Source organism: Aeromicrobium wangtongii (assembly GCF_024584515.1).
GTDB classification, from domain to species: domain Bacteria; phylum Actinomycetota; class Actinomycetes; order Propionibacteriales; family Nocardioidaceae; genus Aeromicrobium; species Aeromicrobium wangtongii.
In genome coordinates this window covers 1,631,251-1,644,013 of the sequence record NZ_CP102173.1, presented here as the reverse complement: position 1 = coordinate 1,644,013, position 12,763 = coordinate 1,631,251, and the positions used below count along the sequence as shown (strand labels likewise).

Here is a 12,763-nt window from a genome sequence, read left to right as displayed (position 1 = left end):
TCGGGCCAACTGGTCGCGACCACGATGCAGGAGGGCCTGCACCGCTTGCGCTCACCCCGGCGATGAGGCGGCGAAGCTCCGGGGTCGGCCTGGCGAGGACTCAGTTGATCTGGCGGCCGCGGTCGGCCCAGAACTCCTGACGCAGTTTGAACTTCTGCAGCTTGCCGGTCGCGGTCCGCGCGAGCTCTTCACGAAACTCGATGCGCTTGGGACACTTGTAGCCCGCTAGGTTCGCCCGGCAGTGCGCAATGATCTCCTCGGCCGTGGCCTGCTCGCCGGGCTCGAGCACGATCAGTGCGGTGACCATCTCGCCCCACTTCTCGTCGGGGATGCCAATCACGGCCGCCTCGCGCACCGCCGAGTGCGACATCAGTGCATCCTCGACCTCGATCGACGTGACGTTCTCGCCGCCGGTGATGATGACGTCCTTCTTGCGATCGGCGATCGTGACGTAACCATCCTCGAACGTGCCGCCGTCACCGGTATGGAACCAGTTGCCGGCCTGCGCCTCGGCGGTCGCCTCGGGGTTTTCCCAGTACGACTTCAGTGCGGTGTTCGTCTGTGCCAAGATCTCGCCGGTGTCATCGACCATGATTCGCACGCCGACGGCCGGAGCGCCCGCGCGACCCAGCAGACGCGCCTGCTCGATGGACGGGAGGTCCTCCCACTCCTCGCGCATGCGGCTCATGGTCAACAGCGGAGCGGTCTCGGTCAGGCCGTAGATCTGGATGAACTCCCAGCCCAGGTCGGAGCGGACCTTCTCGATCGTGCTGGTGGGCGGCGGTGCGCCCGCGACGATGATTCGCACGCGGTCACGGCCCGGGATCTCGCCTTCCCAGTCCTTCGCGGCGTCGAGGACCGAGGTCACGACGGCTGGCGCGGCGCACAGATACGTGACGCCGTGTTCCTCGATACGACGCAGGATCTCGCCACCGTCGATCTTGCGGATGATGACGTGCTTGGCGCCCACCGCGGTAGCGGTGAGTGGCTGACCCCAGCCGTTGACATGGAACATCGGCAGCGTGTGCAGGTACACGTCGCGATCGGTCACGGTGGCCTGCCATCCGAACACTGCGGCATTGATCCAGCAGTTGCGGTGCGTCAGCTCGACGCCCTTGGGGCGCGCCGTGGTGCCCGACGTGTAGTTGATCGTCGCCGAGGCGTTCTCCTTCTCGACCTGATCGGCATCCCACGGCTTCGGCTGGGCCGCAGAGCCCCAGATGCGGTCGTCGTCCTCGCCAAGCACGAAGCGGTGCTTGCACTGGACCTCGTCGATCAGGTGGCGAAGATCGGGGTCCACCATCAGCACCTCGGCACCGGAGTGCTCCACGATGTACTGGATCTCCGGGACGCTCAGGCGGAAGTTGACCGGCACGAGCACGCGACCCCAGCCCGAGACGCCGTAGAACGACGTCAGCAGGCGTGCGGCGTTGTGCGACACGATCGCGACGCGCCCACCCACCGGCACTCCGAGCTCGTCGAGGGTCGCGGCCTGGCTGCGGGCACGGCGACCCAGCTCGGCGTAGGTGATCTCGCCCCACGACTCCGCAGGCTGGTCCGGCTCGTCCACGATCGCGATGCGATCGGGATAGACCGCGAGCGCGCGGTCGAGAAAGTCGTTGACGGTCAGTGGGAAGAGCATGTGCAAATCTCCGTAAACAGAGCGGACTTTAGATGTTGTGGCGGCCGACGCGACCGGGCCGGGTGTTTGTCACATCACCGTCCCTGACGACGAACACACCGTTGACCAGCACCTGCTCGATGCCGGTCGACACGACCGTGACCTTCTCCGGGCGAACGTCGCTGCCGACCGTCTCCAGATCGAAGAGGACCAGGTCGGCGTACGAACCCTCCGCGACCGTGCCGCGGTCGGACAGACCGAGCTGCGCGGCGGGCTCGAAGGTCATCCGGCGGATGGCGTCGGACAGCTCCAGCGCCCCGAGGTCGCGGACGAACTGTCCGAGCGCTCGGGTTGCGTAGCCCCAGTCGGCCAGTGCGAACCCCTTGCCGGCCAGCGGGCCGTCGAGGTTCGCTACGCCGCCGTCACCCATGATGATGAAGTCCGGGTCCTGCATCGCGGCGACGAGGTCGTTCCAGTCGAGCCAGCGCTCGTTGATGACGACGTCGTAGTAGTTCGGTCCGGCCTCGGCCATCAGCAGGATGGCCGCGGAGGCGACATTCGTCTTCTTCGCCTTGGCCAGTTGGCCGAGGGTCCACCCGACGTACTCGCCGGTGTTGGCGTCGTCGCTGATGTACATGTCCTCCGCGATGCCCTGCTCCAGCATCGCCACGAACCGCGGGTCGAGGTCGCCGATGATGCGGTTCACGAACGTTGGGTCGGACAGGCGCTCGCCGAACGCGGTGCCGGCCTCACGGCGGAACTTCTGCGGCACGAACATCGCAACAGGCGACGGGCCGTACTCCAGGGGGAACACGTCGAAGCGCGAGCGGGTGCCTGCCGCGTCTGACTTGCGGATGACGTCCATCGCCTTCATGGCCAGGTCGCGGCCCGGACCGGTGGGGCGGCGCACGAAGTGCGACATCTCCAGACGGCAGCCCGACGCCTGGGTGATGTAGACAGCCTCCTCGGCCGCCTCCACGATCCGCTCGGACCGGTTACGGCAGTGCGTGGCGTAGAAGCCGCCGCGGGCGCCCACCGGCATTGCGACGGCAGCCAGCTCCTCACGTGTGGCGGCGATGCCGGGCGTGTACTCCAGCCCCGACGAGATGCCAATGGCGCCGGCGTCCATGGCCTCGTCGGCCATGGAGACCATGGTGGCCAGCTCGCTCGCCGAGAGCTCGCGCTCCTCGAAGCCCGCGACCGAGGCGCGGAGGACGCCGTGCGGGATCATCGGTAGGACGTTAGGGCCGACGCCCCGGGACGCCATCTGGGACAGATAGCCGCCGAAGCTCGTGAAGTCGTCGAGATCCTGCGTCCACTTCGGACGCAGGCCAAACGCCATGTCGGTCTGGCTCACCCCCTTGCCACCGGTGAACGGCGCGACGCCGTGGCCGCAGTTGCCGGGCACTATCGTGGTGACGCCCTGCGTGACGGCGCTGTGAGCGCGGCCGTCGAGCAGGAGGCCGAAGTCGGCGTGCGAGTGGATGTCGATGAAGCCGGGCGACAAGACGCGACCCGTCCCGTCGATCTCGGAACGCCCCTTGAGGGTCGAGGGCTCGCCGATCGCGGCAATGCGGTCGCCGTCGACCGCCACGTCGGCGTTCCGCGGAGCGCTGCCGGTGCCGTCGACGAGCCGGACGTTGCGGAATACCAGGTCATGGACATGTGTCATGTCGAGGCTCCTTCTGTGTCGAGGGGTGAGGTTGCTGCGCGCGCCTGCTCGAGCGCGTCGAGGAGACGGTCGAGGTTGCCCTTGTCCACCTGTGGGTCGGACATCGTGCCGATGCGGATCGATCCGCCGCTGGATGCGCCGACGTTGCCGATCACGAAGTAGCCCTGCGCAGCCAGCGAGCTGCGGAAGGCGTCGACGTCTATCTCGGCAGCGAGGTCGACTCGCGTGACCGTGCTGGAAGCAGCCTCGGTGGCCCACACCGCGAAGCCGCGGCGGCTCAGCTCGTCGCGCAGGTGCCGCGCCGCGGCGAAGCGGCGCTGCGCCGCCTCGGGATCGAGCAGTCGGTCGATCGCCGAGCGCAACGCGGCGACGACCTGGATCGGGTAGGTCACCAGCGGGGTGGGCAGCGAATGCCCGGCCGCACGAGCTACGCCGTCGGCGCGGTAGGCCTCGACGGTCCAGTCACCGATCAGCGGCATGTCCTTACGCACCAGCACGATGCCTAGTCCGGCCGGTCCGCCCAGGCACTTGTGGCTGCCCAGCACGATGATGTCGGCCAGGTCGTAGTCCAGGTCGTGCGTCGGCAGCGTGCAGGCGGCGTCCACCAGCGTGCGCGCTCCAGCGGAACGGAACCGTGCCAGCTCGCCGAGCGGCTGCATCTGTCCGGTCTCGGTCTCCATGTGCACCGCGGTGACGAGGGCGACGGACTCCGCGCCGACGCCTTCCAGCGACGTCACGCTCGTGACCCGCTGCGCACCCACGTGGTTGCGCAGCAGGTCAGCGATGAACTCGCCCCAGTAGCCGGTCGAGAGCGCCACGACCTCGCCCGTGGGCTCGGCCGCGACGGACATGACGACGTCGAGCGCCTGGCGGATGCTCCCCGGCATCATGAACAGGTCGAACTCGTCGGGGACCCGCAGCACCTGGCGCAGCGTCCGGAGCGTGTCGGCGATCAGCGCCTGGCCGTCGGCCATGTGGCTGTTCGGCGGTCCGGAGCCCAGCGCGTGCACCTCGGCCTCGGTCATCTCGACCGGGCCGGTCGCGTAGTTGAACATCAGGCCAGCTGACCCACTGCCCAGGAGATCGCCTCGCCGTACGCGTCGACGTGCGACTCGTCGTGTGCGATCGACAGGTAACCCTTGGGGAACGACTTGTAGATGCCCGCCTCGCGGAGCTTCAGGTGCAGGTCGCGGTTGAAGACCAGGTTCGACGAACGCACGTCGTTGGCGTTGAGCACGGGCTTGTCGGTGAAGTAGGCGTGGAAAAGCGGGCCACGACCAGTGACCTGGGCTGTGATGCCCGCGTCGGCGTAGACGCGAGCGAGCATGGCGCGTGTGTACTCGCCAAGCTCGGCAAGACGCTGGTAGCCCTTCTCCTCGATCACAACGTCGAGCGTCGTGTGCGCGGCCTCGACGGCGTGCAAGTTGCCGTTGAATGTGCCGCAGTGGAATGCGAACTGCGTCGGGTCGCTGTGGTGGTCGAAGTGCTTCATGAGCTCCTTCTTTCCAACGATCGCCGACAGCGGCAGGCCACCGGAAATGGCCTTGCCGAGCGCGGTCAGGTCGGGGGTCACTCCCTCGAGCTCCTGGGCGCCACCCGGCGCGGTACGGATGCCGGTGACGACCTCGTCGAAGATCAGCACGACGCCGTGGCGGTCGCACGACTCGCGCAGCGCTGCCAGGAAGCCCGGGACGGGCGTCAGCGCGCGCTGGTAGGGCTCCACGATGAGCGCGGCGACCTTGCCGGGGTTGGCCCCCAGGTACTCCTCGACTGCGGTGGCGTCGTTGTAGGGCAGCACGATGATGTCCTCCGCGACGCCGGGCTGGATGCCCGCGGAGCCGGCGTACTGGATCGGCGCGTCGAGCGGCGCGTCCTCGTAGCTCCACGTCGCCAGGTCGTGGTGACCGTGGTACGCACCGTCGAACTTGATGATGGCGGAGCGGCCCGTCACGGCGCGCGCCAGGCGCAGCGCGTGGAAGGTGGCCTCGCTGCCTGTGCTGCTGAAGCGCACGGCCTCGGCAGACGGCACGTACTTCACCAGGCGCTCGGCGAGCGCGATCGTGCGATCGGTGAGCTCCATGTGGTGCGTGCCCTTGCGGACCGACTCGGTCAGAGCTTCGACCATGCGGGGGTGGGCGTGTCCGAGGATCAGCGGACCGCCGCCGATCAGGAAGTCGAGGTAACGGCGGCCGTCGACGTCGTACAGGTACGGGCCCTCGCCGCGGGACACGACAAACTCGGTGCCCTTGACCGGGGTGATCGCGTTGACGGTCCCGCCAGGGATCAGGTCCCGCGCCTTGTCCACGAGGGCGGTCTGCGCCGCAGACCTGGGCGGCAGCTGGTACGAGGTTGACGTAGCCACGTCGATGTCTCCTTCAGATAAGTGCGTGTGTTAATCCAGACTACACGTCTGTACAGTATTAATACATGTTTGTGCGGGGGAACTTCACGCCGTTCACCTGGGGTTAACGGCTGGCGCCGGCTTCACCAGCCGCGCTCCTCCAGGCGGTGGTGCTCCGGCAGGTCGGCGACGTTGATGCCCACCATCGCGTCACCCAGACCACGCGACGCCCTGGCAACGACATCGGGGTCGTCGTAGAACGTCGTGGCCTTCACGATCGCCTCGGCACGCTGCGCCGGGTTGCCGGACTTGAAGATGCCCGACCCCACGAACACACCTTCCGAGCCCAGCTGCATCACCAGCGCGGCGTCGGCCGGCGTCGCGATACCACCGGCGGTGAACAACGTCACCGGCAACTTGCCCGTCTCCGCGATCTCCTTGACCAGCTCGAACGGCGCCTGCAGCTCCTTGGCCGCGACGTACAGCTCGTCCTCACGCATCGGCTGCAGCTTGCGGATCTCACCGGTGATCTTGCGGATGTGCGTCACCGCGTTCGACACGTCGCCCGTGCCGGCCTCGCCCTTGGAGCGGATGAACGCAGCACCCTCAGTGATACGACGCAGTGCCTCACCGAGGTTTGTCGCACCACACACGAACGGCACGTTGAACGCCCACTTGTCGATGTGGTTCGCGTAGTCGGCCGGCGTCAGGACCTCGGACTCGTCGATGAAGTCCACGCCCAGACTCTGCAGAATCTGCGCCTCGGCGAAGTGACCGATACGGGCCTTGGCCATGACCGGGATCGAGACGGCCTCAATGATGCCGTCGATCAGGTCCGGGTCGCTGGCACGAGCGACGCCGCCCTGCGCGCGGATGTCAGCCGGAACACGCTCCAGCGCCATCACGGCCACAGCGCCGGCGTCCTCGGCGATCTTGGCCTGCTCAGCATCGACGACGTCCATGATGACGCCGCCCTTCAGCATCTCGGCCATCCCGCGCTTGACGCGCGACGTTCCAGTGGTCGGGGTCTGGTCGTTCATTCATCCTCAGTCCGTCGTTGCCGCGAAGTAATCCCCCGGTGCGGCCTGCGGCGTTGGGCCGCACCGGGATGGGTGGCCGTGGCTAGGCCGACATGAAGTGACGGGCGGCCTCCAAGTAGACCCTCGCCGCGTCGTTGAGCTCCGAGATGGGGACAAGGTCATAGACGTCGTTCATCTGGAAGACCGCCGGGCCGTAGAGAGCCGTCGGGATGCCGGCCGCCTGCAAGTGCGAGCAGTCCGTCGCGCCGAGCCAACGCTCGGTCGGGATGACCGCGTCCTGGCCGGTGATCGATCGGTGGGCCGCAAGGACGCTCTGGCAGATGCCCGCGTCGGGGCTCATCGAGAACGGGTCCGAGTGCACATGGACCTGCAGCTCGTAGGCGGCCGCGGGCACGACCGACTCGATCATCCGCTTGATGTCGGCAACGATCGAGTCCTTGGTCATGCCGGGCACCTGACGGATGTCGCCACGGATCGAGCAGCTCGGAGCCGTGATCTGCGGCATGAAGCCTCCCGAGATCATGCCGATCAGCAACTGCGGGCCACCGAGGTACTGGTGAGGCTCGAACGTGAGGTTGTCCTCGTGAAGCGCCTCCAGCGCGCGAGTGGCCAGCCGAATGGCGTCGACACCCTGGTCGCGCTCCATCTGGTGGGCGGGGTGCCCCTTGAACGTCGCCTCGAACTGGAACACTCCAGAGTGGAAGAGCTGCAACGTCATGCCTGTCGGCTCACCGTTGATCGCCGCGTCCGCGGAGATTCCGGAAGCCAGAGCCGCCTTGGTGCCCAGCCCGAGCTCGTCGCACTCGCCGACCACGGCCGTCATGATCAGGTCACCCTCGAGTCCGCCGACGCGCTGAGCCGCAGCCAGCGTCGCGAACATGCCCGCGACGGCCGCCTTCATGTTCGAAATCGCACCGCCACGCAACTCGGTCGCGGTCACGACAGGCTCGTAGGGGTCGCCCTCGTAGATCTCCAGCGGCTCGGTCATGTCGATGTGCCCGTTGAGCAGCACCGACTTCGCGCCAGGCGTTTGGCCGGGGACGCGGGCGATCACGTTCGGTCGTCCTTCGGCCGCGTATTGGAGCTCGGCGGCGATGCCGCGCTCGGAGCACCAGCCGATCAGCCATTTGGCGAGATTTTCCTCGTCGCCGGACACGCTCGGGATGGCGATCATGCCCTTCGCAAGGTCCATCAGCTCGTCGGTATCAATAACAGGGTTCATGTGTGGCATTCCCTCTACAGTTGGCAGTTCGATCAGGATTCGATGACGTGGACTGAGTCGACCGTCCAGCCCAGTTGCACGACACATCCCGGCCGGGTCTCCTCCTCGGCGTGGGCGTTGATGCGCGAGCGCGGAACCCGCGCGAGCAGCCGTCCAACCGGGCTCGAGCACGCGATGAGCACCTCGCGACCCATGAACTGCTGCGACTCGACCGTGGCCTTGACGACCGACTCGGCAGCCTCGGGCTCAGCTCGTACCAGTCGCAGACCTTCCGGGCGGATCGCCGCGACGCCGTCAGTTCCACCGGGCAAGCCCGTGGCGCGAGCGATCAGCAGTCCGTCTTCGGTGACCAGGCCACCGGCAGAGTCGACCGTGCCGCGCATCAGGTTGCAGTCGCCCAGGAACGTCGCGACGAACTCCGAGACCGGCGTGTCGTAGACCTCTGCCGGGGTGCCAACCTGTTCGACCTTGCCGTTGCGCATCACGACGATGCGATCGGCCATGGACATGGCCTCCTCCTGGTCGTGCGTGACCAGGATGAACGTGCTGCCGACACGGTCGTGCACCTGGCGCAGCTCAGCGCGCAGCGACTCCCGTAGGCGACGGTCCAGCGCCGCAAGCGGCTCGTCGAGCAGGATCACGGCCGGCTCGTAGACCAGGGCGCGCGCAAGGGCGATGCGCTGCTGCTGTCCGCCGCTGAGTTGACTGGCGTCGCGGTCCGCCACGTGGGACAGCTCGACCATCTCAAGCATCCGGGTGACGCGCTCCTTGATCTGCGCACGGTCCACTTTCCGGCTGACGAGCGGGAACGCAATGTTCTCTGCGATCGTCATGTGCGGGAACAGCGCGTACTGCTGGAACACGTACCCGAAGCCGCGCTTGCTGGGCTCGACACCAGCCATGTCAACACCGGAGACCTCGATCGCACCGGCGTCGAGTGTCGTGAACCCGCCCAGAGCGTTCAGCAGGGTCGTCTTGCCCGACCCACTGGGGCCGAGGATCGCGGTGAAGGAGCCGGCTGGGATATCCAGCGAGACGTCATCGAGCGCGCGCGTTGCACCGTAGTGCTTCGCCAGGCCGCGCAGAGCGATAGGGCTGGCGGTGATTTCAGTGGAGGTCATGAGACTCCTTGAGCTTGGAGGACTTCGCGCGGGTGCGCAGGAGGAACAGGCCATAGACAGCCATCAGGGCGAGCATCGAGCCGACCACCAGCGAGCCGACGGCCGCGAGCTCCGGACTGAGGTTCTGGGCGGCCGCGCTGTAGAACTTGACCGGGAGCGTCTCGAACGAGATGCCCGTCAGGAACCGAGTCACAGTGAACTCGTCGAACGAGACGAGGAATGCCAGGAAGGCGCCTGTGACCACGAACTGCTGCAGAATCGGGAGGCGGACCTTCCACAAGGTCCTCATGCGCGATGCGCCGAGACTGGCGGCGGCATTGTCATAACGCCGGTCGTATGAACTCATGCCGCTCAAGACGTTGATGTATACGTACGGCAGGATCACGACGGCATGGACGAACGCAATCGCCCACCAGTTCCCCAGCAGGTCAAGGTCGGCGAAGACACCGAAGTAGCCCTGTCCGATCGTGATCGCGGGTATCACCAGTGGCAGCGTCGCCAAGCCCATCAACAGTCCGGCCTGTCGAGGGCTCGCGTTAACCGTTCGAGCGGCTAGGAACCAGCCGAGCAGGACAGCCAGGAGGGTGCCGAGCGCGGCGATTTGCAGGCTGGAGACCGCGACCTCGAGCCAGCCGCTGTCCGAGAGGACGCGCTCGTACCAGACCGTCGAGAACTCCTCGGTCGGGACCTGCAGCAGCGGCAGCGGCTGGAACGAGATCCAGAAGAGATACACGAAGGGCAGCAGGGTCAGCACGAGGGCCAGACCGGTCAGCACGACCACCGTCAGGTGCCAGTTCGGCAGCGCCTTGGGCAGACGAGCCAGTACGGCGCGGACGGGGGTAACGCGCAGCGGACGGCTCTTTGGGTCGGCGCCGATCGCCGTGCCACCGCCGAGTCCGACGAACTTCTGGATTCCGACGAGCTTGACACCCAGCGCGACGATCGGGAGCACCACCATGGCAAGGATCACGGCCTGCGCAGCCGGGGCGGCCGGGTCGGTCGCGAAGCCCGTGACCGTCTGCTGCACGACCAGCACCGACACGGTGGAGTGACCGACTCCGCCGATCAGCGACGGGATACCGAACATCGCTGCCGTGATGACGAAGACGAACAGGCCGCCGGCGATGACGCCGGGCAGAGCCTGCGGGGCATAGACGGACCAGAATGCCTCGATCCGTCCGGCGCCCAGCGAATGCGCAGCCTTGACCTGCTCGGGGCGGATGGTGCGCATCGACGCGTAACTCGTCAGGATCACGTAGGGGAGGTAGAAATGGACGAGCACGATCACGACACCCGCATCGGTGCCGACCAGGCTCTGAGTGTTGAAGCCCACGGAGTTCAGAGCCTTCACCACAGGGCCGTCAACTCCGAGTACCGCGATCCAGGAGTACGTCCGGACCAGCAGCGAGGTGACCTGCGGCACCGCGAAGGTGATCAGCAGCGCGATGAAAACTCTGCGACTGCACAGCGTGAGCATGTATGCCGCGGGAAATCCGATGGCGAGCGTCACCAGAGTGACGACCACCGAGTAGATGAGGCTGCGCGCGAGGGCCTCAAGGAAGACCGGTGACGTCAGCTCGTCGGCGTACGCCTGAAAGGTCGGCGTCGACCGGCTCTCCAGCAGGACGCTGACAATGGGGACCAGGAGGCCCCCGAGAGCCACCACAGTGAAGAGCACGACGAACGCCCTGCGTCCGAGGGTCGAGGCTCTGGGCCTGGATCGTTCGTCGAGCACATTTGGTGTTGCTGTGTTAGTGGTCACGGGGGCCTCTCTGGCTCGTCCTACGGCGCGATTCAGTTGCCGTTGAGGAACGCGGTGTAGTTCTTCAGGTGAGCCTCGAAGTTCGCCGACCAGTACGGGTCGTCGTACTTGACGGACTTCGTGATGTTCTCCTCGGCGGTGACCAGCTGGGCAGCCACCTCGGGGTCGAGGAGCTCGTTGGCCGAGGAGTACGCCGGAGCGAATGCACTCGGCTGGGCGTACTGGGCCTGGATTTCAGGCTGCATGTAGAAGTCGAGGAACGCCACGGCACCATCGACGTTCCGGGCGTTGACAGGAATCGCCGCAGCACTGGCGACCCGGATCGCACCGTCGAAGGTGAAGTCGACCGGAACACCGCTGTCCTTGGCTTGCATGAGGCGGTTGCTGAAACCGATCGCATAGTCGAACTCGCCGGTGCCCAGCTTGTTCGTCAGGTCGGCGCCGTCGGTCCACGTAGCGAGCTTCCCGGCTTGCTTCAGCTTGCGGAAGGCTGCGAGGGCTTTGTCCTCGTCGAGAGGGTACATCTCGTCACGGGCGACGCCCTCGGCGAGCAGCGCAGCCTCATACATGGCACCGGGCTGCGTGAACACACCGCGTTTGCCCTCGAACTTCCCGGTGTCGAAGAAGTCGGCCCAAGTGGCCGGCGGGTTGGACACACGCTTGGAGTTCCACGCCAGGACGTAGGCGTAGAAGTCCACCGCCAGAAGGTCGTCCTGGAAGTAGCCCTTCTCGATTCCGCGCGCCGTGGCGATCTGGGTCAGGCGGTCGTCGGACTTCAGCAGCCCTGCCTTGGACCACTCGGCCATGGGACCGTAGTCGTTGCCCAAGACGATGTCGCCGGCGTACTGGTCCTTCTCCACCGTGGACTGGAAGTTGGTGCAGCAGGTCGTGACCAGCTTGACCTTGGCACCCGTCGCGGACTCGAAGGGCTTGACGACATACTCGTCGAAGGCCTCGGCCATCGAACCGCCATAGGTGTTGATCGTGATGGTCTGACCCTTCAGATCAGGCATCTCCAGAACGGTGTCGATCTCCGCCGGCTTGGCAGCATCCGCGCTGTCGCCAGCACCACAGGCAGACAAAACGAGCATGGATACCGCAGCTACCGCGGCGGAAAGACGTCGCACACGGCGAACGCCCTTTCGAGGGGTGTGATGCACGTCGAGTTCCTTAACGCGTCGTGACCATGAGGTCAGGAGACCCGCAGGGCGCCGATGCACCCTGCGCACGCGACGTAGATCACGTTCGCGCGGGTCATACGTTAACGAGGACTGAACACCGCGTCAATGGATACCGAACACAGAATTGTTAACTCCAGGTGAACTGTTGCGCTGACGTCACACATCGCCAACGACGAAGTCGATGAACACGAGTTCTTCGCTTCCGACATTGACCATGCGGTGCCCATAATCAGCGTTGAGATACACGGTGTCTCCGGGACCTAGATCAGTCGAGTGCGACTCGGACTCGAACCGAGCGTGACCGGAGATCACGACCATCGCTTCCTTTGCGTGGTGAGCGACCAGGTCGGGCGCGGTGGACATACCTGGAGCGAGCTTGACCCACAGCAGCTCGAACGGTCTACCGGGCGTCGACACCAACATGTCGACTGCCACGTCACGGGTCGGCGGAATCATCTGGGCGCGCTGGTCAGCGCGCGTGACGACGACACCGCCATCGGTTCGGAGCTCGCCCGGACCGAGCGCATCGAGCATCGACATGCCGAGCACGTCACAAATCCGACGCAGACTGAGAATCGACGGCTGAACCAGGTTCCGCTCGACCTGGCTGAGGAAGCTGGCTGTGACGTCGGCACGGCGCCCGACCTCCCGCAGCGAGAGCTTGGCCGCGACCCGGGCAGCTCTGATCCGAGTGCCGATTTCATCCAGTGGGTCCATCGGCTCTTCGAGAATCCGCGACACGTTCACTCCTGGTCAAAGCGGACCCCGGGCGGCTACCAGGGGTCCGCTTAGTGTAAATCCCC

Annotated in this window: 10 protein-coding genes; all 10 read right to left on the bottom strand. The window is 66.2% G+C overall.

Annotation, left to right across the window (positions count from 1 at the left end; translation table 11 throughout):
* Positions 1-100: 100 nt before the first annotated feature.
* Positions 101-1,642 carry an AMP-binding protein gene (locus NQV15_RS08145; RefSeq protein ID WP_232399323.1) on the bottom strand — a complete coding sequence of 514 codons (1,542 nt, stop codon included), beginning with the start codon at positions 1,640-1,642 and terminating at the stop codon, positions 101-103.
* A 28-nt stretch (positions 1,643-1,670) separates the two neighbouring features.
* Positions 1,671-3,293 carry an N-acyl-D-amino-acid deacylase family protein gene (locus NQV15_RS08140; protein WP_232399322.1) on the bottom strand — a complete coding sequence of 541 codons (1,623 nt, stop codon included), beginning with the start codon at positions 3,291-3,293 and terminating at the stop codon, positions 1,671-1,673.
* Positions 3,290-4,348, bottom strand: coding sequence for an aminotransferase class V-fold PLP-dependent enzyme (locus NQV15_RS08135; RefSeq protein ID WP_232399321.1), 1,059 nt, complete (start codon positions 4,346-4,348; stop codon positions 3,290-3,292). The genes NQV15_RS08140 and NQV15_RS08135 overlap by 4 nt, the downstream gene beginning before the upstream one ends.
* Positions 4,348-5,655: an aspartate aminotransferase family protein gene (locus NQV15_RS08130; RefSeq protein ID WP_232399320.1), complete on the bottom strand. Its 1,308-nt coding sequence runs from the start codon at positions 5,653-5,655 to the stop codon at positions 4,348-4,350. Before NQV15_RS08130 ends, NQV15_RS08135 begins: the two co-directional genes overlap by 1 nt.
* A 122-nt stretch (positions 5,656-5,777) precedes the next feature.
* Positions 5,778-6,674 (bottom strand): pyridoxal 5'-phosphate synthase lyase subunit PdxS, encoded by an 897-nt coding sequence (gene pdxS, locus NQV15_RS08125; protein ID WP_232399319.1) that lies wholly within the window; start codon positions 6,672-6,674, stop codon positions 5,778-5,780.
* A gap of 82 nt (positions 6,675-6,756) precedes the next feature.
* Complete coding sequence (locus NQV15_RS18205; RefSeq protein WP_404801329.1) at positions 6,757-7,848, bottom strand: M20 family metallopeptidase; 1,092 nt, start codon at positions 7,846-7,848, stop codon at positions 6,757-6,759.
* Positions 7,849-7,928: 80 nt separating this feature from the next.
* Positions 7,929-9,017: an ABC transporter ATP-binding protein gene (locus NQV15_RS08115; RefSeq protein WP_232399317.1), complete on the bottom strand. Its 1,089-nt coding sequence runs from the start codon at positions 9,015-9,017 to the stop codon at positions 7,929-7,931.
* A complete protein-coding gene (locus NQV15_RS08110; protein ID WP_232399316.1) occupies positions 9,004-10,695 on the bottom strand; it encodes an ABC transporter permease in 1,692 nt (563 codons plus the stop codon). Before NQV15_RS08110 ends, NQV15_RS08115 begins: the two co-directional genes overlap by 14 nt.
* 116 nt (positions 10,696-10,811) lie before the next feature.
* Positions 10,812-11,792, bottom strand: a complete 981-nt coding sequence (locus NQV15_RS08105; RefSeq protein WP_232399315.1) for an extracellular solute-binding protein — start codon at positions 11,790-11,792, stop codon at positions 10,812-10,814.
* A gap of 324 nt (positions 11,793-12,116) precedes the next feature.
* Complete coding sequence (locus NQV15_RS08100; protein WP_232399314.1) at positions 12,117-12,701, bottom strand: helix-turn-helix domain-containing protein; 585 nt, start codon at positions 12,699-12,701, stop codon at positions 12,117-12,119.
* Between the last annotated feature and the right edge of the window lie 62 nt (positions 12,702-12,763).